Origin of the sequence: Vibrio anguillarum, assembly GCF_003390515.1 — a bacterium.
Classification (GTDB): Bacteria; Pseudomonadota; Gammaproteobacteria; order Enterobacterales; family Vibrionaceae; genus Vibrio; species Vibrio anguillarum.
Genome location: NZ_CP031479.1, coordinates 123,613 through 148,425, shown reverse-complemented (window position 1 = coordinate 148,425; position 24,813 = coordinate 123,613). Strand labels below are relative to the sequence as shown.

Below are 24,813 nucleotides of genomic sequence, written 5' to 3'. Positions count from 1 at the left end.
ACATCGCCAGGCTTTGAATATCGCTTACATATCATTAAAAATATGAAAGCAAAACTAAAAATATAGCATTATCAAAGTAAGACTAATTTTTAGTGACAATTTGTGGAGAGATGGCTGAGTGGTTTAAAGCACCGGTCTTGAAAACCGGCGATGGTTAATAGCTATCCTAGGGTTCAAATCCCTATCTCTCCGCCACTTTTAAAGAAAAAACCGCTGTTTTTACAGCGGTTTTTTTCGTTTTATATCAACATGCCAATCTGGAAAATTAATAGCTTAATTCAATCCCTCGAACATATCTTGATCACCCTATCTGTACTTTCCAAAAATCGATTTTACACATTGAACACCTCAGACATAATGTCGTTGTGATCCGCAAAACTTTGTTGGTTAGCGTGAGCCAACTGCACACTTGCTCTATTGGATTTAGCACGGTGAGTAGGAAGAAACGTGATGACACTGACATGACTAAACTGCACTTATATACCTACCAGCATCATCCATTATAACGACGGCCTCACCTATTCCTTTTTAGGGGCATACCAACCCAAGCTGACCCAAATAAATACGCATATTCAAATCGCTGCGGCTTCACAGCTCTAGGTTTTGTACCGTGCTCGGTCTTAAGTCAAATGGCATTTTGATCAAGAAATTATCCAGGAAATCCCAGGTGTTCAAGCGGGTAATAGTAGAATTAGGATGGTTTTTATTGGCTCGCCAGCGTTTTAAAATCGGTGCTATTAAGGCTATCCATCGTGATATTTAACAATAGCTAGATAGCCTTAATGAGATCGTACTTTTCTTTAATTGGTATAAGGTTATTTTTAGGTGCTTAGTTAGATTGCCATTTAAACATGCTCTATCATGGTCAGTGCCTTACGTGAGACTTCTGCGGCGGCTTTAGGGTAGTTTTGTTTTTCAAGGCTATCGGCAAGATAAGCGTAATCAGATACATTGGCACGGAGCAATAACGCTTTTTCCAAATGGCTTTGCGCCTCTGCCCATTTTTGCTCTCTCATATACAATTGAGCCAGTGCGCTGTGTGCTTCGGCGTTACCACTATCCTTACTAATGGCTTCTTGTAACAACAAAATTGCTGGGTATCTATCTGGTAAATTGAGCTCTGCCAATAATGAATACAGAGCTGGCATTGGGTGTTTTTTTAATGTTTCTTTAATGACGGTAAATGCTTGCGAGTCTGCTTTTCGTTGGATCAACTGCTCGATGAAGCATTGAGTTAAAATGACGTCGTTTTTGGTTTTCCTTGGGAGCTTGTCCCAGTGATTGATTAAGCCTTCGCTACCTTGCTGCTGGGCCACGTTTTTTAGTAAACCGCATTGTGCTTTTTGGTTCAGTTGTTGGCTCTCGTCCGCATTGATCTGTTTTGCTTTTTGGAGCTTAGGTAAAAGCTCAAGCAGCGGTTGCCACTGTTCTAGGTGTACGTATGTTGTCTTGAGTAAGTTGAGCACGATGGTGTTATTCGGATGAGTGGCTTGTAAGGCTGATAAAGTGCTTAGCGCCTGCTCAAACTCTCCTTCTCGTACTTGCTGTTTGGCACGAGTTAGTTCAACAGCTAGGCCTGCATTACTTTGCTGACTGGCGAGATCTAAATAGTGATCTCGTTTTGCTCTGTCGCCCATTCCCTGCGCGGCTTCCGATGCAACAAGATAGCAGAGCAGCGGCATATCATGGTGGTTCGCCCAGCGAGTGACTTTCTTTTCTGCCTGCTTCCAGTCTCCCTCTAGAAGTTTAATGATACCTTCATTGGTATAACGGCGAGAGCGCTTTAACTTACGTACGCTGAACCAGTTCAATGTGTTTGAACTGGCGTAGAATGCTTTTTTGAGGAGATACTCTAAGCTAAATAATCCAGAGAGGAGTGCAATCACAAAGATCACTAAGGTGGTCACGCTCATCTCTATTGTTCTATTAGCTATAGAGATAAGAACATAACCTTGCTGGCCAGCATATTGGGTTCCGATAAATAAACCGGCCCCTAATACTACAAAAAGAAAGATGACTCTAAACATTACTTGTCCTCCGTAACGCTCATTGGAGAAACTTCACGGCGTAGGCGTTCAGTGATGGCATCAGCGAGTTCGTGCTGAGTTTCAAGTTTAACTGGATATTGCACTTGTATATTTTGTTTACTGAGCTGCAATAGCGCGTGATTAAACTGCTGCACACTCTGATCATCGGAATTAAAGAAGCTGGCTGACCATTTATCTGCTGTGCTCAGTGCCGTTGTATAAATCTCTTGTTGTTCTGCGTATACGGCTTTGATGGCGGTTTCTAATTTTGCTTTGAGATTTTCTTTTAGATAGAAGTGCTGCTCAGGTGACAGTAGCGGAATGGCATTACCGTCTCGAGTGCGGAAGGTAATGAAGTTCTCCGAGAAGTCTTTCAATGAGCTAACGAGATTATTTTGCCAGTCGTTAATATTTTCAGAAACTTGTGGTGCTGATTGCTGCTGAGTTTCAGGCAACATGGCATTAGCCAGCGGTAGAGTGTCAACTTGTTGCTGTAAGGTTGTTAAGCGTAACACTAGCCCTTCACGATCAATCAATGGGATGATTTTGAGCTGAGTAATGTCACGCGCCATGGCTTTGCGTAGCGGCACTAAGCTTGGATCATTCAATTCAGCAATACGCTGATCAGCGCTTTCCATTAGCTTGGTCGCGCTGACGATGTCATGTTCTAGAAAAAGTTTACGGCCTGCTAGTTTCACTAAGTAGTCAGCTTCTGCTAGTAGCCAGTCGTTGGGACGGCGGCCTTTGATATCAGCTATCGCTAGTTGCAAGCTGTCGATACTTTTTTGCTGTTGATCCAAGGCTACGTCAGTTTTGTGAGTGAGTTGGTCCGCTTTGGCTTGTGTTTCTTGCTTTATTTGATTGATTTCAGCCGCGAGCTGACTTTGGGTTTGTGTTAATTGAGTCTGCAATGCGTTGATTTTGGCTTGGTAAACAGCGTCTTTTTGCTGCATTTGATAGGCTATACCACCACTGAAAATGATAGATAGGCTAATTGCAATAACAGAAAGTTTGATACTGCGCTTTGCTCGTTTATCACTCTTTTCTTCAGGCTGAGACGTGGGATCCTGCACGTAACTTTTTGGTGAATCAAGGTTATCCGTTGCGTCTTTTTCTGTAACCAGAGGAGGTGTGGCTGCTTTTTCAGGTTCAATATGCGGGTTATTATTTTTGCTTGTCATGCTTAGAGTCCTGTCTAGATTGGCTAATACTAGCCGCGAGTTCTGTATTGGAGGCGCTTCCCACGTTCGTGACGCACCCAAATCCCATGTGCAGCGCCTCTTGTCGAATTCGCTCGCTTGGGACAAAAAGAGCTAAATTTAGCAGCCAGAGTCGTTGTGAATCAGAGAATTGATCCATCATAAAATTGAGTTGACCTGAGCTGGTGACAACTAACTGAGTGACTTGCTGTTGCTGCCACAGAGATATCGATTCGGCGGCAAAGAGGGTGATCGTATCGCGTCGATACACTTCCTTATACACCACATCAGCACCACGCTCGATTAAGCTGTCGTGGATGAGCTCACGTCCACCATTACCACGTAAAATCATCACCTTAAGGCCCGATATTGATAGCAACTGTGGTAGGGCAAGCAGGTGTTCACTGTCACTTATCTGCGGATAGTGTACTTTTTGTTGGCTTAATTTGCTGAAAACATGTGCGGTTTTTTGACCAACGGCAAGGTATCTGGCGTCATTTGGCCAAAAATATCGGTGATCTTGCAAAAATTGATGACTGAACGTCACCGCGTTTTGGCTAACCGCAATAATAATGTCGCATTGCTGAAGTTCTGGGAGTAAATACGGGAGATCGACTCCTGCATTAATCTGAATCAGTGGATGGTGAACGGAGCGGATACCGAGATCCGCTAATTGTTGGCAAAGTTCAATCCCTTGATTTTCGGGGCGAGTGACCAACACCGTCATGCTTTATTCGTGCTCGCAGTAGAGTTTGGACAGAATATCTCGCGCTCCATCATTGAGCAATTGATGGGCAAGCGTGATTCCTAGTTGCTCGGCATCGGAGCGGTGGCCGCGAATCTCACCTTGCACAATCTTAGAACCATCAGGCTCACCGACTAATGCTCTTAGCCAAATATGATCACCATCGAGCAATGCGTAGCTACCGATAGGTACTTGGCAACCGCCTTCTAATGTTAGGTTCATGGCTCGTTCACATTTCACGCGATCAGCCGTGTCAGAATGGTTGAGTGGCGCAAGTAATGCTCTTAAACGTTCGTCATCTAAACGGCATTCAATCCCGACTGCACCTTGCCCTACTGCAGGAAGCGATTGTTCTGGTTCAATAATGCTGCGAATGCGATCTTCAAGCTTCAAACGTTTTAAACCTGCTGCGGCGAGAATAATCGCATCGTATTCACCTGCGTCGAGTTTTCCAAGACGAGTACCGACATTGCCACGCAATTCTTTAATCACAAGGTCTGGTCGATATGCTTTGAGTTGGCATTGGCGACGTAGGCTACAGGTGCCGACGATGGCACCTTGAGGCAGTTGTTCAATGCTTTGATAGGTGTTTGAAACGAAAGCATCACGTGGATCTTCGCGTTCACAAATCGTTACTAGTCCAAGCCCTTTCGGGAAATCGACGGGAACATCTTTCATTGAATGCACTGCTAAATCGGCACGGCCTTCAAGCATAGCGACTTCCAACTCTTTGACAAAAAGCCCCTTACCGCCCACTTTAGCTAAAGGCGTATCTAAAATGACGTCGCCTTTGGTTACCATGGTCACTAATTCCACTTCTAGGCCAGGATGAGCCGCTTGCAGCGCATCTTTAACATAATAAGCTTGCCAAAGGGCGAGCGGGCTTTTACGTGTGGCGATTCGAATGGGTGTTGCGTGAGTCATGATAATCCCGAGTGTAGGTAATGGATGGTTTAATCCTATCATTCCCGCTATGAAAGGTTTACTACTAGATCGTCGCTGTGAAGGATTGATGAAGAGATAGCATAAATTGGTCAAAATTGTGTGATTTATATCTCGTTTATATAATGAGCTATTACGACAAAGTGTAAATAGCTACGACACTATAGCCAAGGTCATTGGAGTGCATTGTAGGCATGCTCTGCCTGAGTGTGATATGCATCGAGAGGGCTTTACCAAATGGAAAGAAAATGTTAGATTGATCACGTTTTTTTGGTGCTTTAGAATAAAATATAATCAAAGCGCGTGTTAATGTTTCAACCAAGGAATCAACCTTGCAGGCTTACACCAAGACGTTAATTCAACGATTAGACAATCTCAACCAGCAACGTACCGAGCGTGCGCTGGCGCTTATGGATTTGCAAAGTCAACGTGTATTTCATTTCATTCCTGCATTACTGCACTTCAATCACCCGATTATTCCCGGCTACTACGATGCAAAAGTCCCTTATGGTGTCTATGGTTTTGAGCCTAACGACATCCAACGTCAGCTGGTTGAAGATACAGAACTCACCTTAGGTCAACCCTTACCGACTGCAGACACCCCCGCTATTCTTGCTCTGTATACCATGGGCAGCACCTCGTCGATTGGTCAAAGCACCTCGAGTGACTTAGATATTTGGGTATGTGTAGCATCGAGTATGAGCTGTGATGAGCGGGAAAGCTTAAGCAACAAATGTTTGTTGATCACTGATTGGGCAAAGAGCCAAGGGGTGGAAGCCAACTTTTTCTTGATGGATGAGCTACGTTTTCGCAGTAATCATTCTGAGCAGATGACAGGCGAAAACTGCGGTTCATCGCAACATCTCCTGCTATTAGACGAGTTCTATCGCTCTGCTGTTCGCTTGGCAGGCAAGCGTTTACTGTGGCAAATCGTGCCTCCTGAAATGGAAGAGTGCTACGACGAATACGTGCACGAATTGTGCAGCAATGATTACATTAATTGCAGTGAATGGATCGATTTTGGTAAGTTGAACCGCATTCCTGCTGAAGAGTATTTCGGCGCAAACCTTTGGCAGCTTTATAAAAGCATCGACTCGCCTTATAAGTCAGTGTTAAAAGCGATTCTGCTTGAGGCGTATTCGTGGGAGTACCCACACACGCAATTATTAAGCATTGATACCAAACGACGGTTTTTTACTCATGAACCTGATTTGTACAGTATGGATGCTTACTATTTGATGCTTGAAAAAGTGACGCGTTACCTTGAACGTATTGGTGATTCTGCCCGTCTTGATCTGGTGCGTCGTTGTTTTTATCTCAAAACGCATGAAAAGTTATCCCGTGAGCCGAGCTTAGGCTCAGTGGCATGGCGTCGAGAAGCATTAAGCCACATGATTCAGCAATGGAATTGGTCGGAATCTGTTGTTCAAGAATTAGACAATCGCCGTAATTGGAAAGTCGAACAAGTTAAAGTTGTCCACCATGCGTTGTTAGATGCGTTGATGCTGAGCTATCGAAACCTGATCCAGTTTGCGCGTCGTAATGACATCACCTCGGCCATTAGCCCACAAGATATATCAATCCTCGCACGTAAGTTGTATGCGGTGTTTGAGGTGTTGCCGGGTAAAGTCACACTACTGAATCCACAAATCTCGCCAGATCTGCACGAGCCGGATCTCTCGTTCATTCAAGTTCGAGAAGGGCGAACCAATAAAGCGGGCTGGTATCTGTATAAGCAGCCTCTAGTTGCCCATCGTATGATTGGCCAACCTTTCCTTGAGCATAATGAATACCTCAGTAAGCTGGTCTCTTGGGCGTTCTTCAATGGTTTGATCACGGAATCAACTCATTTGCATTCAGTAGTACGTGACGCACAGTTGGATATTGATAAGTTCTATCAAATGGTTAGCGATTTGCGTAATACCTTCTCGTTGCGTAAGCGGCGGCCGACCATGCAGGCTCTAGCAAGCCCTTGTGAAATCAGCCAACTGGCGATGTTCATCAATTTTGAAAATGATCCTACCGCGGAATTAAGCGGTAAATCGCTCAAAATTGATTTGAAAAATATAGATATTTTCAGTTTCGGATCTGAGCAAAAAAGCTTAGTCGGTAGTGTCGATTTAGTGTATCGCAACTCGTGGCATGAAGTACGGACTCTCCATTTTACTGGCGAAACGGCGATGCTCGACGCGTTGAAAACCGTGCTTGGCAAAATGCACCAAGATGCGCTACCGCCAGAGTCTGTCGATGTATTTTGTTACAGCAAAAGTCTGCGTGGCGTGATGCGCAACATGGTGTACCAGTTGCTGGCGGAATGTATCGATTTGCGTTTGAAACCGGTAGAGCAAGAGAAACGTCGCCGTTTTAAAGCGTTACGCATTGGCGATCAAATGTATGGTCTGTTTTTTGAGCGGCGAGGGGTTTCGGTACAGAAGTTGGAAAATTCGGTAGATTTTTACCGCAGTATTTCAACCAACAAATTGAAAGGTTCACCGCTGTTAATGCTCGATCGCGATCAAGATTATCAACTGCCGGAAATCGTCGATGGTTTTGCTAGTGAAGGCTTAGTGCAGTTTTTCTTTGAAGATACCGATAAAGGCTTCAACATTTATGTGTTGGATGAGTCGAACCAAATTGAAGTCTATCACCAGTTCAGCGGCGAAAAAGATGAGATGATCACTAACGTCAACAGCTTTTATACCTCAGTGCGCGACGGTAACCCACTCTCCGCTAAACTTATTAACTTCAATCTGCCGCAGTATTATCAAATCGTCCACCCAGAAGAAGGGGAAAGCTATATTGTCCCTTATCGTAACGATTCCGCGCTCTATTCTCGTCCTTCAAAAGCGGTCAACGCTTAGTTCGGTAGCGCCAAGTCACACATCTGTCACTTGGCGTTGTTGCTTTACACCCAGTCGATCGTTTCGCCAGCGTGTTTTTCACATTCTTGTTGCACCATCGCAATCAATTCCAGCCCTGTTTTTGAACAAATCCAGTTTTGGTCGATCAGTTTGAAATGGAAACCGCCTGACTTTGATGCCAGCCAAATTTCATGCATTGGCTCTTGGCGGTTAATAATAATTTGGCTGCGGTCATCAAATTCTAACGTCATCACATTGCCTGAGGTTTCGTAATCAATGTCGGCACCTGCGTTGTCTATTGCTTGTTCAATGATTTCTAGCTGCTCATCGACAAGTTGGTGAAATTCAGTATCGTTCATCCTGTCTATCCTATTGCTTTTCCTGATTGTGGTGCGATTATAGGGGGCATTGACTCAATAATCACGACATGCAAAATGAAAAAATCAATCGCTGCACTTTTTATGTTGTCACTCCTTGCTCTCGCAGGGTGTGGTCAAACCGGGCCGTTATACATGCCAGCAGAGCCTGAGCAGAGTGAACAACCTCAGCCATAGTCATTGATTTAGCTTAAAGGAAACGAATTTTGGATTACTTCAATTATCAGGACGATGGTCAGCTTTGGGCTGAAAATGTCGCATTAACAGAGTTGGCTGAGCAATACGGCACGCCTTTGTATGTCTATTCTCGCGCTACTTTAGAGCGTCACTGGCATGCTTTTGATAAGTCGGTAGGCGAACATCCTCATCTGGTGTGTTATGCGGTGAAGGCTAACTCAAACTTAGGCGTATTAAACACGTTGGCGCGTTTAGGGTCAGGTTTTGATATTGTTTCGGCAGGAGAGCTAGAGCGTGTTGTGGTGGCGGGGGGGGACCCGGCGAAAGTGGTATTTTCTGGCGTCGGTAAAACGGAAGCGGAAATGAAACGCGCGTTGGAGCTCAAGATTAAATGCTTTAACGTTGAATCCGAGCCTGAATTAGCACGTTTAAATAAAGTGGCTGGCGAGCTGGGTGTCAAAGCACCGATTTCACTGCGCATCAACCCTGATGTGGATGCACAAACCCACCCTTATATTTCAACTGGTTTGCGTGACAATAAGTTTGGTATTGCTTTTGACCGTGCACTGGATGTTTATCGCTTGGCACAAAGCCTAGAGAATCTCAGCATTCATGGTATTGATTGCCACATTGGCTCTCAACTGACCGCTATTGCCCCTTTTATTGATGCAACCGATCGCTTACTTGCGTTAATTGATCAGCTTAAAGAGGAAGGGATCACCATTAAACATTTGGATGTTGGTGGTGGTTTAGGTGTGGTGTATCGCGATGAGTTACCCCCGCAGCCTTCCGATTATGCCAAAGCCTTGTTGGCGCGTTTGAGTAACCATCAAGATCTCGAACTGATTTTTGAACCGGGACGTGCTATTGCGGCTAACGCGGGCGTGTTGTTGACGAAAGTAGAGTTTCTCAAACATACCGAACACAAAAACTTTGCAATTATTGATGCGGCGATGAACGATTTGATGCGTCCAGCGCTTTATCAAGCTTGGCAAGATATTGTTCCTGTTGTGCCGCGCCAAGGTGAAGCGCTAACCTATGACTTGGTTGGGCCTATTTGTGAAACCGGTGACTTCTTGGGTAAAGATCGTTCATTGGTCTTGGATGAGGGAGATCTACTGGCGGTTCGCTCAGCAGGAGCTTACGGTTTTGTGATGTCTTCGAACTATAATACACGTACTCGCGTGGCGGAAGTGATGGTGGATGGTGCACAAACCCACCTTGTTCGTCAGCGTGAAGCACTATCGAGCCTATGGGCATTAGAGCGTATTCTGCCGGAGTAAATTGAAGCATTATGCATTTCCATTTTTCTAAAATGCACGGTTTGGGTAATGACTTCATGGTCGTTGATTGCATTACACAAAACGTCTTCTTCTCCCCTGATTTGATCCGCCGCTTGGCGGATCGTCATACTGGCGTGGGGTTTGATCAGCTATTAGTGGTTGAAGCGCCGTATGATCCGGAAAGTGATTTTCACTACCGTATTTTTAATGCCGATGGCAGCGAAGTTGAACAATGTGGCAACGGCGCACGTTGCTTTGCTCGCTTTGTGCGGATGAAAGGGCTGACCAATAAGTACAGCATTGGAGTCACGACTAAAAAAGGCAAAATGGTTTTAAATGTTGAAGAGGATGATCAAATCACCGTCAACATGGGCATACCAGAATTTGAGCCTAATAAGATTCCATTTCGAGCCAAACAGGCAGAGAAAACCTACATCATGCGCGTTGAAGAGAAAACCTTGTTCTGCGGGGCGGTGAGTATGGGCAATCCGCATGTGGTGACAGTGGTGGAGGATGTGACAACCGCTGAGGTTGAAATTTTGGGTCCACTGCTTGAATCCCATGAGCGTTTTCCAGAGCGTGTTAACGCAGGCTTCATGCAAGTGCTGAATCGCAATGAAGTGAAGCTACGTGTTTATGAACGTGGCGCGGGTGAAACTCAAGCGTGTGGCAGTGGTGCGTGTGGCGCGGTTGCCGTTGGTATTCTTCAAGGGTTATTGGCGGAAGAGGTGACAGTACACTTACCTGGTGGCTCGTTAGAGATCCACTGGCAAGGGCCGGGTAAGCCACTCTATATGACAGGCCCTGCGACTCATGTGTTTGATGGTCAAGTCTCTTGTTAGGGTTAAGTAAGATAAGGAATCATTTTGTCACACGTTGAAGCGGATGCACTCACAGCCGAAGTTGTGGCTGAATATTTACGAGATCACCCAGATTTTTTCCTCCAGCGTTCAGAGCTGGTTGACAGGCTCTCCTTGCCGCACCATCAACAAGGTGCGGTCTCTTTGGTGCATGTACAACTGAATCGTCAGCGCCAGAGAATTGAGGAGTTAGAGGAAGAGATCACCGCCTTTATGTCATTAGCGGCCAATAATGACCGCACTTTCCACGAATTTATGGATCTGCAAGAGCAGATCTTAAAATGTCATTCAATGCCGCAAGTATGCAAGGCAATAGAAAACAAAGCGCAAACCTTAGGTTTGGTAGCGTATATCCGTTTACTGGCCTCGCCTGAAACCGATTATCAATTGACCCAAGAGCAATGGCAGCGTTTTTCAACTAACCATTTTAATGGCACAAATGCTTATTTAGGGCGTATGAAAAAGTTGGATCGCCAAGCGTTATTTGGTGAACAAACCGCTGCGCCAGAAATGGGTTCGTATGTGGTGCTACCATTAGGTAAGCGCTCATCACAAGGCGTGTTAGCGTTTGCAAGTGAAGATGGCGGCCATTTTCAACCGAGCATGGATACCCTCTTTTTACGTCATTTGGCGTTAGTTCTCTCTCATTTAATTGAGACTCTACCTTGGCAACCGATTGAGCATGACCGAATCAGCCACACCTCTGCCTAACGGCTTACAGCAGCCCTTAACTCGCTTCTATGAATATCTGCGGAGCGAGAAAGGGTTGAGCTTGCACACCCAACGCAATTACAAACAACAGCTGGAAACCATGGCGCAGCATTTGGTGCAGATGGGGCTGAATCAATGGCAACAAGTCGATGCCGCTTGGGTGCGACAGCTGGCGAGCAAAGGGATGCGTGAAGGGATGAAAGCCAGCAGTTTAGCGACGCGTCTCTCTTCATTGCGCAGTTTTTTTGATTTCTTGATCTTGCGTGGTGAACTGACAGCTAACCCGGCCAAAGGCGTTGCAGCACCGCGTAAAAAACGCCCGTTACCGAAAAACTTAGATGTGGATGAAGTCGCGCAACTACTCGAAGTCAAGGATGATGATCCGCTATCAGTGCGCGATCGAGCCATGATGGAATTGATGTATGGTGCTGGGTTGCGTTTAGCGGAGCTCGTCAGCATTAACGTAAAAGACCTGAGCTTTAGCCGCGGCGAGATTCGAGTGGTGGGTAAAGGGGATAAAGAACGTAAGGTGCCTTTTGCTGGCCAAGCCAAAGAATGGGTGGCGCATTGGTTGAAAATACGGACGCAGTTTGCGAACGCTGATGAGCAAAGCTTGTTTGTTTCAAAGCTGGGTGTTCGTATTTCTCATCGCAACGTACAAAAACGCATGGCCGAGTGGGGGCAAAAGCAGGCGGTGGCTAGCCATATTAGCCCACATAAACTGCGCCACTCTTTTGCGACTCACATGCTTGAATCGAGCAATAATTTACGTGCTGTGCAAGAGTTGCTGGGTCATGAGAATATTTCGACGACGCAAATTTATACTCATTTGGACTTTCAACATCTTGCGCAGGCCTATGACCAAGCGCACCCAAGAGCACGTAAAAAGAAACAGAGCGAGTAACGCATGCACTTTTATCGCAATATCGGCCCCATTAAAGCGATGAGCTTTGATTTGGACGACACGCTGTATGACAACCATCCAGTGATCCGTCATGTTGAGCAGCAAATGGTCGTGTGGCTGCACACTCATCATCCGCTTTCCGCGACGCGTCCGATAAGTTGGTGGCAGCAACTTAAACAGCAACTGGCGCTGCAAGAGCCACTGCTCGGTCATGATGTCACTCAGTGGCGATTTAAGCAGATAGAACAAGGCTTAATTCAATTAGGCTATTCGCCGCAACTTGCTTTACAGGCTGCGCAGAATGCCATTGAAGAAGTGTTGCGGTTACGTCACTTAATCACGGTGCCAGAGAAGACGCACCGCGTGATGACCGAACTGGCAAAGCGCATGCCGTTAGTGGCGATTACCAACGGCAATGTTGACCCGCACAAAATTGGCTTGGGGCATTATTTTCAACAAATTTTTAAAGCGGGTCCCGATGGCTTGGCCAAGCCGTATCCGGATCTTTTTGACAAAGCGCAGGCTGCATTACAGCTACCTGCAGCCTCGATTTTACACGTTGGTGATCATCTGATAACCGATGTGCAAGGCGCAAAATGTAATGGTTTTCAAGCCTGTTGGTATAACTATCAAGGCCAAACCTTGCTCGCCAGTCGTAAGGCCAAAGTTTTGCCTGATATTGAAATCCATCAACTGGATTCATTACTGCAGCTTTAGGGTGTGACCGCTTTTATCCGCTTGAAAAGCCTTGAGATAGTAAGTAAAAAACGCGCGTAACTCTCTCGCATTATTTGGTTCTCCGAGAGAGTTGAGCAGCTCAACGCCCACTTCTAACGTGCATAAATGACCAGCATCTTGATTTCGCCTTAATCCATACTGAGAGATTTGATTTGGGGTGAGGTGTAGCTGCGGTAAATCGGATAACCAAGGGCTCTTATTGAGTATCTTCTTGGCTTCTTGCCATGTCCCATCTAGGATAATAAACACGATTTCTTGAGTGTCAGACGTTGAGAGAGATTGGTATTCGGTGAGCGATTGACTGCGCGTCGAAGGGAAAATAACCACAGCGTTTAACTTCTCATCTAGAATTCTCTTTTGTAATGATTTCGCCGTAGAGACTCGGTCCCAGATGTACACAGAGGAATTGGGCAAGCTACGCAGCAGCAGCTTGCCAGTATTGGTCGCTCGATGCGGTTCATTTTCATGCATCAGTAGTGCAATGCGCAGTTGGCTATCCAGTGTTGGTTGCAGTGAACAGAGGCATTGATAGCTAAAATGGCAAACTGGGCAAGGGCACGGTCTGGTCACTTATGGTGTCTCGATATTTTCAGAAAATAACGTTAAACCGCCATTGGCGATAGGGTAGAGTACATCGCCCACCTTCTCTTTTTCTGCTTTCAGTTGGTAACCAGTGCGAGTAAAGATACGTTCAGAAAGCAGATATTGTTGCTGGTGGCGCGTCATGACAACTTGGATCTGATTTAGGTTTAATGGTTGCCAAAACCCCTTTTCAACGGTCGATGGCTGACCATCGTTGTAGTCATAATGAGTGCTAGCAGTATGATCCGCATTCAGTTGCAAACGAATCGTGAAATCCCTATTTTGGGTCGAAGTAGCATGATAAGCCCCAACCCATGGAAGCGTCGCATCACTATTACCTAAGGTGACACACCCCTGATAGCTTTTCTCACCGACCTTTAAGGTGGAACTCCAGCCGTACAGCGAGTCACTCATCCCGTCACTGCACATTTTTTGTGTGAGGAGCAGCGAACTTTGATTCATTTGGTACTCACGCTTAGTTTCAGATAGCTGACTTTTTGTTATAGCGAATGTTTGAGTTTCACCGCTGATGGTTTGAAAGTTAAGGTTTTTCCCTTCAAAGTGGATGGACCATGATGGTTCGTTGCCAAAAGCGCGCGTCGGTTTGAGTGGTTGATTGCAGCGTTTAGGATTTTCAGCACTGAGCATATTGATGCTGGTCACGTTGAAACGTGCGCTGGAATCGGCATCGAAGCCTGTGCGGCTTGGCGCTGATAAAGTACCGATGAGCTCCCCATACAAAGGCTGATAAGGCGCGCGAGCCAAACTCAAGGCTTGCTGAGTCTGCTGTGGCGTCAGTGCTAGCCAATATTGTTGATTGCTACCACAAGGTGTAAAGGTTTGCGCCTCATGACCTACCACGACTTCTCCACGCATAATAAAGGGCTGTGCTTTGATTGAGCTGGGTTTATCCAAACTCGCCATCGGTACGGCTGGTGGCTGTGATGCGCTGTGTGTCGTACAGGCTTGCAGCATTAATGTGGTCAATAACAGCGCGGAACAGTGAAGCACTTTCATAGCAGACTCTTTTTGGGCAATGCAACGAGGCTAGATTATGGCACAAAGGCGCTGGCAAATTGAACTGATGGGTGTGAATTTAACAACCCGCGGACAAGTATCAGAGATAAATCGCAAAGCCGTTATGAACAAAAAAACAGCGCTCAAATGGCGCTGTTTTTTGTGACCGCTCGTTACTGCAGGCTGCTGTTACAATAAATGTTCACGCAAATAGTGAGCCACGGCGTCTTCTGCATTGCTACCAATCACGGTGTTATTCGGCAGTGCATTGAACACTTTTTGATGCGATGTGCCCATCACCAAGCCTTTACCAGCCATCGACAGCATTTCCACATCGTTCATACCATCGCCAAACGCAATACAGTTATCTAGGGTCAGGTTTAATGATTCTGCAACGGCTTTGAGCGCATCCCCTTTCGACACTTCTGCTGCCATCACTTCCAAACACCAAGGTGTTGAGAAGGCGACGTTCAGTTTGTCGCCAAAAATATCGTTTAAGCGTTCTTCAAACTGAGCTAATAACTCATGATCTTGCGCTGGGTGGGTGAAGAATATTTTGGCGACGCCCTCGGTAGGTGCGTTATTGACATCAAATACTTGGTAGCTAAAGCCGGATTCTTCGTGGAAATCACGCAGCGTTTCATCTTCTTTATTCAATAACCACGATTCATCTTGATAGATGTGAACAAAAATATCAGGGTTTTGCTTAAACACATCAATGACGGGCTGTACCAATTCTTGCGGTACATTTTTACTGTACATCAGGTTGTCATGTTGATCGTGAACGCGCGCACCATTGGAAGTAATCATGTAGGCTGGAATGCCCGCTAACTGGCGAATACCCGCCACATCAACGTGATGGCGACCGGTAGCGAAGATGAAAGTAAAGCCTTTTTGGTGAAGCGCTTGTAGCGTTTGCTTGGTGAATTCGCTCAATTGGTGGTTTGGCGCAAGTAGTGTACCGTCGAGATCGGACGCCACGATATGAATCGCGTGCTCTTTACATTCGGTGGTCATAAAACCCTCATTATCATGGTCGATTTGGTTTGCAGATCGCAGATGGTGGAGAAACTTTGGTGTGGCTTAGTTTACGCCATCTTAAAGAGGAAAAAGAGGGTAAAACTCTCAATTGAAATTTCCTCTATTTGCTCAGTTCTAACACCGCGATTAAACCGTGTTTTCAAGAGATTGGAATTGCTTAAATAGCTCATCAAGTGCTTGGTTTCGATAGCAATCCTTTTCAAAAAAGAGCTCATGTTTTGCTCCTTCAATGATGACCAGCTTGCTAGATGGATTGGTTTTCGCCAGCTTAGTGACAAAGCGAATTTGATCCGCATTACTGACAATCTCATCCTGCCCTGCTTGCAAGATGAGTGTTGGTAACTTCACTTGACGAGTCATCAGTTGGCACAGCTTCGCTGCCATTAGCCCTTGCCATACCCAGCGCGTGCTAGGGCCGCCAACTTGCAATTCGGGTTTGCGTTGGTACAGGTCTCGAAACCATTGGTAACGCACCTGACTTTGACTTAATGGGTTAATCTCAAAAGGCTTTGCCGAATAGGCTTGATAGCCCGGCGCATAGGTTGGTTTGCTATACATCGCCGTCAGCACTTGGCTCAGTGTCATGGCGATAGGACGTAATTGCCATGGCATGTTGACACCAAACATTGGCGCGCTGAGCACCATAGCCGCAAATGGGTGTTGAGGGTATGTTTGTACATACCTGGTCGCAATGGCACCGCCCATCGAGTGGGCGACGAGAAAACGTTGTGCATAATGGCTTAAGTCAAAGTGCTCAATGACACGCTGCATGTCTAAAATGTAGTCATCAAATTCACCGACATGGCCGATTTGTGGATCGTCGATTAATCGATCAGAAAGCCCTTGTCCACGGTGATCAAAAGAATAAATATCATAACCTTGTTGGAAAAAATCATAAAATAGCTCCTGATATTTCCAGCAAGATTCAATTCGTCCGTTGACGACGAAGATCGCCTTTGAGTGTTGAGGCGAGGTAAGTTTGCACCAATAAAGTTTTGTTTTATCAGCAGATTTGATAAAACCTTCTTCTCTGGAGTGCCAGAAATCGGCAATCGTGGTATTGATCACTTGCTCAAAGAAAGACTCTTGAGTATAAGGTGGGGAGTTTGGACTCGTCTGATTCATAGATTATTCTTATTGGACAGATTCGAGGAATAGTTCATTTTTAGGCTAGATTAGTCTAGTTGAGAGGAATTGCAATGGATACTCATGTTTGGCTTGCCTATGTGGTGACCGCGATACTGTTTAGTTTGGCGCCGGGTTCAGGTACGGTCAATTCCATCAGCAATGGCCTTAGCTACGGTACACGTAAATCACTAGCCGCGATTGTGGGTTTACAATTGGGTTTGGCTTTTCACATCATGTTGGTGGGAGCCGGAATTGGTGCCTTAGTGGCACAATCAGCCATGGCATTTAGTGTGATTAAGTGGGTTGGTGCTGCGTATCTGGTGTGGTTAGGTGTTCAAAAATGGCGCGATCGTTCAAGTATGATGGCCAATGCAACGGCTCAAATGCAAACGAGTTGGTCTTTATTGCGTCGAGCGGTGTTGATCAACCTGACAAATCCTAAATCCATCGTCTTTCTGGTGGCGCTTTTTCCACAATTTATTGACCCAACCCAAGATCAGTTCATTCAATTGTTGGTGTTAGGCGTGACCACGGTAACCATTGATTCGATTGTGATGCTTGGTTACACCTCCTTAGCCGCACGCATGGGGCGCTTTATTCGTTCAGAGAGTGTCATGAGTAAGATTAACCGAGTATTTGGCTCGATGTTTATTGGTTGTGGAGCGCTACTGGCAGTGGCGAAGTCCTAAGATGGCTATGTCTCAATTATTAGTTGTTAATCACTAATGCATTATTCTTATGTCGCACGACAACCGATCTTAAATGCCAAGCAGCATACGCTTGGCTATGAATTGCTCTTTCGTGATGGGGAAAAAAACGCGTTTCCAGCGCACATTGAGTCGAATCGAGCCACGTATCGCTTGATCGTCGAAAACTTTCTTGCGGTGGGGATCAATCCTAATATTCCCAAATCACGTTGTTTTATTAATTTTCCCTACAAGAGTTTAATTCGCCGTCTGCCTTTAACGTTGCCGCGAGAACAAATTGTGGTGGAAGTGCTCGAAACCTGTGAGCCGACGGATGAACTGCTTGAGGCGATTAAAGAGTTGTATCGGCGTGGCTATCTGGTGGCGCTGGATGACTTTGTGTATGCGCCAGAATGGGAACGCTTTCTGAGTTATGTGCACATCGTCAAGCTCGATATTATGGCGCTGGGCTTAGATCACGCTTGCGAGTTTGTACGTCAGCGTTTAGCGGAAGGCAGTAAGCGCCGTTATTTAGCGGAACGAGTTGAAACGGATCACCAGTTCACCGTGACACGTAATGCCGGTTTTAGCTTTTTCCAAGGTTATTTCTTTAGTAAACCAGAAATGATCAAGCAGCGTTATGTTGGACCAGAGCAGATTATCGCCTTAGAGCTGTTTCGAGAAGTTTGTAAACCAAATGCTGATTTTGAACGGATTGAATACATTGTCGCGCAAGATGTAGCGCTCTCATACAAGTTGCTCAGATTCGTCAACACTATGTCTGATCGCTTATCCGTGCCGATTTCCTCTTTTCGTCAAGCCTTGGTCTATCTTGGTCAAGACAAGCTCAAAACCTTTGTATCATTAGCCGTTGCTTCATTTGTCTCAGCTAAAAAGCCGAAAGAGTTGTATAACCTCTCTTTGCAACGTGCTCAATTTTGTCAATTAATGTCTGGGCATCCTTCATTTCGTCAACATCGCGAGCAAGCTTTTTTAATTGGTCTTTTTTCTGTGTTAGATGCCTTACTGGATATTTCAATTGAAGAGCTGGTTGCGCAGTTACCCTTATGTGACGTGGTCAAACTAGCACTGCAAAAGCGTGAAGGACCCATTGGCGAGCTGTTGGCACTTGAGGAGTGTTTTGAGCAAGCGGACTGGCAAGGAGTGGAAAGCCATTGTGATCTGCTAGGGCTTGAATTAAATCAAGTCAGTGATGAGCTTTCGGCGGCGCAGCGCTGGAGTCAAGATATTCATCGTTTGCTGTAATAAATTTCGTGCGAATGTAAAAACCGCCGTCATGAGCGACGGCGGTTTGCCCAAACTTGGGGTTTATTGCAGCCAAGCATTCAGCATCCATACCAGTTTCTCTTGTTCGCGGATGTAGTCACTCATCAGTGCTGAAGTGCCTTCATCTCCCGCCTGCGTTGCAATTTCAAGAATTTCTCGTTGCTGGTGGATCAATACACTGAATCCCTTAACCAATCCTTGCATGGTTTCTTGACCATTAGTTGCGTTAGTGTGTTCTGACACTTGTGCTGTTGCTAAATAGGCGCTGAAGCTATGCAACGGTTGATAACCTAAAGTCAAAATTCGTTCCGCTAACTCATCAATTTTGACCTGTATGTCAGTGTAAATCTCTTCAAATTTTGCGTGCAGTTCAAAGAACTCTTTTCCTTTGATATTCCAATGGTAACCACGAGTATTCATATAAAACACTTGGTAGTTAGCCAATAATTGGTTTAACGCTTGTGCAAGTTGTTGGCTTTGGTTGGTATCTAAACCGATCAAATTTGTTGTCATGTGTTCACCTCGTTGTCATGGATAAGTGATTTCTCTTGTTAAGCATTAGATTGCACCTTGAAGTGAACAAAATAAATTCGTTTTGATTGATTTATTCGATAGGTATTAGCTATTAATTATAATGGCATTAGTGATCCTTTACCGATAACTGACTTGCGGATTACATAGCCAACTATTTCAACTTTATAGTAGAAACCTTAAAACACAGTGGATAGGCACTATGACCAAACGAGTTATTTTTTTTGATTTATTGCGCTGTTTGGCTGCTGTAGCGGTGATCGGTATTCATGTGTTGGCCCCCTATCGGCAGCAACTCGGCGATATTCCTTTTGAGCAGTGGGTGGTTGCGGTTGGCATCAATAGTGTAAGCCGTTGGGCTGTGCCAGTCTTTATATTGATCACTGGAGCCTTAATGCTCAGTGATCGTCGCCCTTTTGATGCGCGTTATTATGTTCAGCGACGTCTTGGCAAAGTTTTGCTGCCATTTATCGTTTGGTCGCTCTTCTATGCTTATTTGTCCGGCTGGAGTGCGAGTGGATTTGATGGGCAAGTTGCAAAGGCGGTGCTGAGTAACAGTACGCACCACGCAACGTATTACCATTTAGGTTTTTTCTATTACTTTATCCCACTCTATTTTGTGATCCCTTTTCTACAACTGCTGGTCCGAAGAGTTGATGATAAAGCGCTGTACGCATTAGTTGCTGTGTGGCTGCTGACGACCACCTTATTTTTATGCGGTATTGATGGCCCTTGGAGCAATGAGCTATGGCTGTTTGCTGGTTATTTACCGTTGGGTTACTTGCTCTATCAGAAGGTGCCACTCAACCGGGTAACGCTATGTATGGCGATTCTGCTTGGCTGTCTGGCACTATTGACGACGGTATGGATGGTGGTCAGCCACAGTGTTGCAGCGGGTGAGTATACGATTGGTCGCTGGCTCTCTTATAAAACACTGAACGTTGTGTTAGCCGCCAGCATGATATTTATAGTGTGTCGATATTTTGCTGAGAGATTGCCCGCTCGTGCTAAGCAAGTCGTAAGTGTGATAAGCCAGCACAGCTTAGGCATCTATTTATTACATCCCATCTTTCTATGGCCTGTAAAAGAGTATGGGTGGGATCAAGGGAATCCCGCATGGGTGATCCCGTTATGGATTCTCGTAAGCGGCGCAGGATCACTGGCGGTTAGTATATGGGTTGCTCGCTCTGCAAAAACACGTTGGTTATTACCTTAACGCTTGAGTGCAAAGTGTAGAAACTTGTGTCCGCAATAAGTCAGCATTCCTTGGTCGCCTGGGTTAAGTGCATGGTAATAATGCACGCCGACTTGAAATTCCCGCTTTGGGCCAAGTTTGCCTTTTTGGACGTAAATCCAGAACTCCTGATCCTCTTCCCCAGGGCGAGCATGAGGGATGACGATGGCTTGCTTGTCGATAATCGTGACATTAGCAGTGCGTTCGGGGGCGTTTTCGCCTTGCACATGGCGACGATAGAAATAGCTAAATACCCAAATAGCAGAGATAACTAACAAAGCGACAACGATAAGTAATGAAAGCGGCATGGTGAACTCCTTAGCGATGAAGGCGACATTTTAGCGTGCAACATATGGCAAAGGGGTGTTGCTTGCTACTAAAGCGTGAGTTTGATTGGTTTGACGGTTTTTTTTCCAGCGGATATCACATTTCCTCGGTAGGTTAGCGAGCAAAAATGCTCAACTATTCCGTGGGGAAGTATGATAAAAATAGATGGAGCGCCACCAGAGTTGGCACAGGAGGGCGATAATGTCAGATATTGAGAAAGTGGTTTTGCGAACGCGTCGATTGGAAAGCTTGTTGAGAGAGCAATATCACGCTGAGGGGAAGGGGTTACATCAATTGGTGACCAGCTGTGAAGAGCGTTTACCACATGATGTGGTGGGCAAGCTGAGGTTCATTGCCACTATTCGTAACAAAGTTGTGCATGAAGATAACTATCAGTTAGAAGATCGCAAAGCATTTCTTCGTGTGTGTGATGAATGTGAGAAGGAGCTGACTCCGCGCAGCGGTCGCTTTATTTGGCGCGTAGCCATTTCATTAATGACCTTAATCACGTTAGCGGCGCTTCTTTTTTACTATCTTCATTGGGAAGCCCTATCGAAACACGTCACAATGCCATAAATGGTATTAGGTTGTTTTACTCAATCGTTATATAAAAAAAGAGGACACGAAAGTGTCCTCTTTTTTTATTGGGAATTAGATACTTAGTACATCATTGGCAGTGTCATTAGGCCTACGATAACCGCGATCATTACAAGTCCCTGTTTTTGAGATGAAGAAATCATAACACTGCTCCTTTATTCTGTGGTTTCATTCTATGAATATGAGAATAGCACTACTTTGTTTAGTTGATCAACCTCAATTTGATGAAGCATCCAAAATAACACCTTAACATCATCATATTCAGGGAATATTGGCAATGTTTAGTGCTTGTTTTGGTGTGTTTATATAATGTTCTTCTTGGTGCTGTTTTAATCTTTATTTATTTAATTCGTTGAATTTGTTTAATTTTATTAGGTTAATGTGATGTTGCTTGTATGGTTTTTTTTGGTTTTACTATCTTAGGTGGCTTATCATTGTCAGAGTTTGGTGAATTCTCATTTTTCGAGAAAAATTAATTTAATAATGAGATGTTCTCGCAAATAAAATTGGTTAAACCAGTTTTTTTGCTAGTTAGTAAGTCAGTTGTTGCTGTTTTTTTATTAGAGGCTTTAAGTTCTAGTTTTTCTTTTGGTTTTTTGCCTAACTCATTGTTTTTATTTTTATTTTTATTTTAATAATTTCTGTTTTAGTGTCGTTTTTTGTTGGTTTTTCTTTGTTTGTGTATTGTAAATGAGTGGAATGTCTCTGGGTGTCATTGTGGTGATTGAAAGTGAGGGTTGGTGAGCAAAGAGTGAGCTTTGATTGTTTTCGCCACTCTTTGTTGTTGAATAAAGCCAACGTTCTGATTCGCTAGCAAGATCCAATTTTTGCGTTCATCTGCTGGACTTCAATGATGACATGCCTACACTGACCGCAGATTTTTAAAGGGGAAATGAGATGTGGAGTTGGCTCTCCGTTGCTTTGTCTGGATTCATTAGTATTTCGGCTGTTGAAAGTAACAAAATCAAGCAAGCGGTAATGTTTAAAACACTCAGTATGCTGTTATTGGTGGCGATAGTTCTAAACCACACCACGCAGCTCACTTCTCCTATCTTATGGGTCTCGCTCGGTCTGCTTATTTCCGCAATCGCGGACACATTGCATCTGTTGCAACGCTACTCAAAACTCTGTTTTGCTAGCTTTCTTGTCGCACAGTTGATGTACAGTAAAGCCTTCTGGGCGCAACTTTCTGACACTATGGTGTGGTGGCTACCTGCCCTTTTGATTGCGACCAGTATTGTGGCTTTTTTCCTATTGCTACCGCAAATCGACACCTTGATCTTTCCCGTAACCATTATGGGTATGATGTTAGTTCAGTTGGCGTGGGCGGCGGGAGAGTTGTGGCTGCAGACGCAAACAGTGCCTGCCTTTGCCGGGTTTGTTGGCTGTCTGGTGCTGATGCTCTCGGCCAGTTTGTTAGCCATTCACGATTACCGCAGGCCATTGCCTTGTGGGCGCTATCTTATTTCTGGCAGCTATTTATTAGCGCAAGCGTTAATCTCTGCCTCGGTGGCCTTGTAAACATTATCGCTTCATCTATATCGTTACTTTCAGGAGCATCGAAATCTCATGACTGGGCTGATATACTGCTGCCACTTTAAATCGATGTGAGTAGTGAGAGATGGATATTTTATCGGCGGCGACCATGCTTTTTTTGATCATGGACCCGCTTGGCAACCTGCCGGTCATGCTCTCCATCTTAAAACACCTTGATCCCAAACGTCGCCGTGTTGTGCTCGTGCGCGAACTCTGTTTTGCGTTGATCATTTTGATGTTGTTCCTGTTTGCTGGCAAAAACATCATGGGTTTTTTGCACGTGCAACCGGAAACTCTCAGCATTTCTGGCGGTATCATTCTCTTCATCATCTCGATTAAAATGATTTTCCCTAGTGCAGGTAGCATTACTGGATTAGCAGCGGGGGAAGAGCCCTTCATCGTACCGATGGCAATTCCGATGATCGCGGGTCCTTCAGTGATTGCAGCCTTACTGCTTCTTTCGACTCAGCACCCTGACAAACTCCTTGAGCTGTCAGCCTCTGTACTGCTCGCGTGGGGCGCTACTTTCATCATTTTGATGTTCTACGGTTTCTTCCACAAAGTGCTGGGTGAACGTGGTTTAAAAGCGGTCGAGCGTTTGATGGGATTATTGCTAGTTATGATCTCAACGCAAATGTTCTTAAATGGCGTAAAAAGCTATATGGGGCTGTGATTCGGGGATAAAAAAGCCGCCTATCGTGTGAACTTGAAGCGGCTTTTCCTATGTTGCTTTCTTTATGTCGTTAACTTACGTCATGTGTTTGCGGCGGATATCGAGCAGCGCGAAGACTCCAAATACCAGAATCGACCATTTTTCCCAACGGCTCATGCTGATCTTGTCACCAAACGCACCGATAAAAATCAGCATTTGTAGTCCGTGCATAATGAACAAAAATGCCGTCATAATATAAAGTGCAATCGCCGCTTTACCGGGGAACGGCATGAAGATATTCAGTAATAGAATCAACCAAACAAAAGCAATCGCCGCTTTTGCAAGTACCAGTAACACTCTCATTCCGAGCTCCTCTCAAATAGTCGATAACTGACTTGGCCTGCGTTTTTCTCACGGTGTAGATGCCAATTAGCAGGGATGCCTTCTAGCGCCAATTCTTTTTCCGTCTCAATATAAATTAGCGCTTCATCGGCAAGCCAGCCATTTTGTTCTAAAAGCGAGACGGCTTCGCTTAATAAGCCTTGGCGAAACGGCGGATCGATGAACACCACGTGGTGAGGCGTCCCTTGCTGCTTGAGAAAGACCAGCGCATCACTATTTATCGCTCGTAAGTTGGTCGCGTTGAGCGCACCAATATTATGTTCAAGCTGTTTGAATGCCGTCGGGTTGAGTTCAATCAGCGTCACGGATTGTGCTTGCCTTGAGGCGGCTTCAAACCCAAGGCTGCCAGAGCCTGCAAATAAATCTAAGCAGTGTGCACCAGGGATCTCCTGTGCTAACCAGTTAAAAAGAGTTTCTTTGACGCGATCCGTCGTGGGACGCAGACCTTGGGCATCATGAACAGGCAGTTTACGACCTCTCCATAAGCCACTAATAATGCGAACAAAGCCCGTTGAAGGCTTATTTTGTGATGAGTTTTGTTGGCGACGTCTTACCATAGATTTTTTGACCGCTAATAAAGTGATACTATACCCAATCTGCCAACCCGAAACGGGTTTGGTATAGCCATTGAATTTCAATAATGACAAAGTTTACCAATCTAATTGGAAAGTTTTCACTGCTTTGTCATTTTTCTTTTTCTTACGAGGGATAATCCTTCAAGAAAAGGGTCGTAGTTAGTTAGGTAGATCTAGGATATCCCCAGATGACGGAAAAAAAGAAACGTGGATTACTCTCTTGGCTCGGTTTTGGTGACGAAGAATCAAGTAAATCAACCAGCGAAACAGAACAAGTGCTTGAGCCATCTACGCTTGTCGAACCAGTTGATGCTGAGCAAGAACAAGAAACGACGGCAGTTGCTCAACCCATCGAAGAGCCACACACTGCGCTAGCAGAAGCAGAAGCAGAAGC

The 24,813-nt window shown here is 45.2% G+C and carries 27 protein-coding genes, 1 tRNA gene and 1 pseudogene; 15 read left to right on the top strand and 14 right to left on the bottom strand.

Annotated features, from left to right (window positions below):
• Window positions 1-104: 104 nt before the first annotated feature.
• Window positions 105-195, top strand: a tRNA-Ser gene (locus DD616_RS04805).
• A 137-nt stretch (window positions 196-332) separates the two neighbouring features.
• On the opposite strand, the gene DD616_RS04800 is transcribed toward DD616_RS04805, so the two are convergent.
• The 5 genes from DD616_RS04800 to hemC form a co-directional block, all read right to left on the bottom strand.
• Window positions 333-476: a hypothetical protein gene (locus DD616_RS04800; protein WP_157722350.1), complete on the bottom strand. Its 144-nt coding sequence runs from the start codon at window positions 474-476 to the stop codon at window positions 333-335.
• Between the two features lie 369 nt (window positions 477-845).
• Window positions 846-2,027, bottom strand: a complete 1,182-nt coding sequence (locus DD616_RS04795) for a heme biosynthesis protein HemY (RefSeq protein WP_208872013.1) — start codon at window positions 2,025-2,027, stop codon at window positions 846-848.
• The gene (locus DD616_RS04790; protein WP_208872012.1) at window positions 2,027-3,208 is read right to left on the bottom strand and encodes a uroporphyrinogen-III C-methyltransferase; all 1,182 of its coding nucleotides are present in this window, start codon (window positions 3,206-3,208) and stop codon (window positions 2,027-2,029) included. Before DD616_RS04790 ends, DD616_RS04795 begins: the two co-directional genes overlap by 1 nt.
• Entirely contained in the window at window positions 3,192-3,953 is a 762-nt protein-coding gene (locus DD616_RS04785; RefSeq protein ID WP_208872011.1) for a uroporphyrinogen-III synthase, read from the bottom strand. The genes DD616_RS04790 and DD616_RS04785 overlap by 17 nt, the downstream gene beginning before the upstream one ends.
• A gap of 3 nt (window positions 3,954-3,956) precedes the next feature.
• Window positions 3,957-4,895, bottom strand: coding sequence for a hydroxymethylbilane synthase (hemC, locus tag DD616_RS04780; RefSeq protein WP_026028290.1), 939 nt, complete (start codon window positions 4,893-4,895; stop codon window positions 3,957-3,959).
• A 350-nt stretch (window positions 4,896-5,245) separates the two neighbouring features.
• Between hemC and DD616_RS04775 the strand changes: the two genes are divergently transcribed.
• Window positions 5,246-7,774: a class I adenylate cyclase gene (locus tag DD616_RS04775; RefSeq protein ID WP_088728525.1), complete on the top strand. Its 2,529-nt coding sequence runs from the start codon at window positions 5,246-5,248 to the stop codon at window positions 7,772-7,774.
• 44 nt (window positions 7,775-7,818) lie between these two features.
• Here the strand turns inward: DD616_RS04775 and cyaY are convergent, their stop codons facing one another.
• Window positions 7,819-8,133, bottom strand: a complete 315-nt coding sequence (gene cyaY / locus DD616_RS04770) for an iron donor protein CyaY (protein WP_013855517.1) — start codon at window positions 8,131-8,133, stop codon at window positions 7,819-7,821.
• A gap of 75 nt (window positions 8,134-8,208) precedes the next feature.
• Here cyaY and lptM point away from each other — a divergent pair, with 75 nt between their 5' ends.
• The 6 genes from lptM to yigB are packed head-to-tail and all read left to right on the top strand — an operon-like array spanning window position 8,209 to window position 12,803.
• Window positions 8,209-8,328: an LPS translocon maturation chaperone LptM gene (gene lptM / locus DD616_RS17540; protein WP_033197445.1), complete on the top strand. Its 120-nt coding sequence runs from the start codon at window positions 8,209-8,211 to the stop codon at window positions 8,326-8,328.
• A gap of 29 nt (window positions 8,329-8,357) precedes the next feature.
• The gene (gene lysA, locus DD616_RS04760; RefSeq protein ID WP_013855516.1) at window positions 8,358-9,611 is read left to right on the top strand and encodes a diaminopimelate decarboxylase; all 1,254 of its coding nucleotides are present in this window, start codon (window positions 8,358-8,360) and stop codon (window positions 9,609-9,611) included.
• Window positions 9,612-9,622: 11 nt separating this feature from the next.
• Window positions 9,623-10,453, top strand: a complete 831-nt coding sequence (gene dapF / locus DD616_RS04755; RefSeq protein ID WP_010319875.1) for a diaminopimelate epimerase — start codon at window positions 9,623-9,625, stop codon at window positions 10,451-10,453.
• Between the two features lie 24 nt (window positions 10,454-10,477).
• Window positions 10,478-11,182 carry a DUF484 family protein gene (locus tag DD616_RS04750; protein ID WP_208872010.1) on the top strand — a complete coding sequence of 235 codons (705 nt, stop codon included), beginning with the start codon at window positions 10,478-10,480 and terminating at the stop codon, window positions 11,180-11,182.
• Window positions 11,154-12,086, top strand: a complete 933-nt coding sequence (gene xerC / locus DD616_RS04745) for a tyrosine recombinase XerC (protein ID WP_010319873.1) — start codon at window positions 11,154-11,156, stop codon at window positions 12,084-12,086. Before DD616_RS04750 ends, xerC begins: the two co-directional genes overlap by 29 nt.
• A gap of 3 nt (window positions 12,087-12,089) precedes the next feature.
• Window positions 12,090-12,803 carry a 5-amino-6-(5-phospho-D-ribitylamino)uracil phosphatase YigB gene (gene yigB / locus DD616_RS04740; protein WP_208872009.1) on the top strand — a complete coding sequence of 238 codons (714 nt, stop codon included), beginning with the start codon at window positions 12,090-12,092 and terminating at the stop codon, window positions 12,801-12,803.
• On the opposite strand, the gene DD616_RS04735 is transcribed toward yigB, so the two are convergent.
• The 4 genes from DD616_RS04735 to DD616_RS04720 all read right to left on the bottom strand — a co-directional run bounded on the left by DD616_RS04735 (window position 12,789) and on the right by DD616_RS04720 (window position 16,589).
• Window positions 12,789-13,394: a tRNA-uridine aminocarboxypropyltransferase gene (locus DD616_RS04735; RefSeq protein WP_019281801.1), complete on the bottom strand. Its 606-nt coding sequence runs from the start codon at window positions 13,392-13,394 to the stop codon at window positions 12,789-12,791. The genes yigB and DD616_RS04735 overlap by 15 nt on opposite strands.
• On the bottom strand, window positions 13,395-14,423 hold the full coding sequence (locus DD616_RS04730) for a COG3650 family protein (protein WP_208872008.1): 1,029 nt from the start codon (window positions 14,421-14,423) through the stop codon (window positions 13,395-13,397).
• Window positions 14,424-14,612: 189 nt separating this feature from the next.
• Window positions 14,613-15,440, bottom strand: coding sequence for a Cof-type HAD-IIB family hydrolase (locus DD616_RS04725; RefSeq protein ID WP_013855511.1), 828 nt, complete (start codon window positions 15,438-15,440; stop codon window positions 14,613-14,615).
• Window positions 15,441-15,590: 150 nt separating this feature from the next.
• Window positions 15,591-16,589, bottom strand: coding sequence for an alpha/beta fold hydrolase (locus DD616_RS04720; protein WP_026028809.1), 999 nt, complete (start codon window positions 16,587-16,589; stop codon window positions 15,591-15,593).
• 74 nt (window positions 16,590-16,663) lie between these two features.
• On the opposite strand from DD616_RS04720, the gene rhtB reads away from it, so the two are divergent.
• Together rhtB and DD616_RS04710 are read left to right on the top strand one after the other, a co-directional pair.
• Entirely contained in the window at window positions 16,664-17,281 is a 618-nt protein-coding gene (gene rhtB / locus DD616_RS04715) for a homoserine/homoserine lactone efflux protein (protein WP_029388131.1), read from the top strand.
• Between the two features lie 36 nt (window positions 17,282-17,317).
• A complete protein-coding gene (locus DD616_RS04710; protein ID WP_013855508.1) occupies window positions 17,318-18,544 on the top strand; it encodes an EAL and HDOD domain-containing protein in 1,227 nt (408 codons plus the stop codon).
• 63 nt (window positions 18,545-18,607) lie between these two features.
• Here the strand turns inward: DD616_RS04710 and DD616_RS04705 are convergent, their stop codons facing one another.
• Window positions 18,608-19,078, bottom strand: a complete 471-nt coding sequence (locus DD616_RS04705; RefSeq protein WP_019281805.1) for a Dps family protein — start codon at window positions 19,076-19,078, stop codon at window positions 18,608-18,610.
• A 220-nt stretch (window positions 19,079-19,298) separates the two neighbouring features.
• Between DD616_RS04705 and DD616_RS04700 the strand changes: the two genes are divergently transcribed.
• Window positions 19,299-20,312: an acyltransferase gene (locus DD616_RS04700; RefSeq protein ID WP_013855506.1), complete on the top strand. Its 1,014-nt coding sequence runs from the start codon at window positions 19,299-19,301 to the stop codon at window positions 20,310-20,312.
• Here DD616_RS04700 and DD616_RS04695 read toward each other — a convergent pair.
• Window positions 20,309-20,638: a DUF2500 domain-containing protein gene (locus tag DD616_RS04695; protein ID WP_017044543.1), complete on the bottom strand. Its 330-nt coding sequence runs from the start codon at window positions 20,636-20,638 to the stop codon at window positions 20,309-20,311. The genes DD616_RS04700 and DD616_RS04695 overlap by 4 nt on opposite strands.
• Before the next feature lie 220 nt (window positions 20,639-20,858).
• Here DD616_RS04695 and DD616_RS04690 point away from each other — a divergent pair, with 220 nt between their 5' ends.
• The 3 genes from DD616_RS04690 (at window position 20,859) to DD616_RS04680 (ending at window position 23,463) form a co-directional block, all read left to right on the top strand.
• Complete coding sequence (locus DD616_RS04690; RefSeq protein WP_026028288.1) at window positions 20,859-21,233, top strand: hypothetical protein; 375 nt, start codon at window positions 20,859-20,861, stop codon at window positions 21,231-21,233.
• Window positions 21,234-22,151: 918 nt separating this feature from the next.
• Window positions 22,152-22,775 carry a lysoplasmalogenase gene (locus DD616_RS04685; protein WP_017042061.1) on the top strand — a complete coding sequence of 208 codons (624 nt, stop codon included), beginning with the start codon at window positions 22,152-22,154 and terminating at the stop codon, window positions 22,773-22,775.
• Between the two features lie 100 nt (window positions 22,776-22,875).
• Window positions 22,876-23,463: a YhgN family NAAT transporter gene (locus DD616_RS04680; protein ID WP_017048588.1), complete on the top strand. Its 588-nt coding sequence runs from the start codon at window positions 22,876-22,878 to the stop codon at window positions 23,461-23,463.
• 75 nt (window positions 23,464-23,538) lie between these two features.
• Here the strand turns inward: DD616_RS04680 and DD616_RS04675 are convergent, their stop codons facing one another.
• Entirely contained in the window at window positions 23,539-23,805 is a 267-nt protein-coding gene (locus tag DD616_RS04675) for a DUF1145 domain-containing protein (RefSeq protein ID WP_013855495.1), read from the bottom strand.
• Window positions 23,802-24,401: a 16S rRNA (guanine(966)-N(2))-methyltransferase RsmD gene (gene rsmD, locus DD616_RS04670; protein WP_208872307.1), complete on the bottom strand. Its 600-nt coding sequence runs from the start codon at window positions 24,399-24,401 to the stop codon at window positions 23,802-23,804. The genes DD616_RS04675 and rsmD overlap by 4 nt, the downstream gene beginning before the upstream one ends.
• Before the next feature lie 206 nt (window positions 24,402-24,607).
• Between rsmD and DD616_RS04665 the strand changes: the two are divergent.
• Window positions 24,608-24,813: pseudogene (locus tag DD616_RS04665) on the top strand (signal recognition particle-docking protein FtsY); the annotation flags it as partial.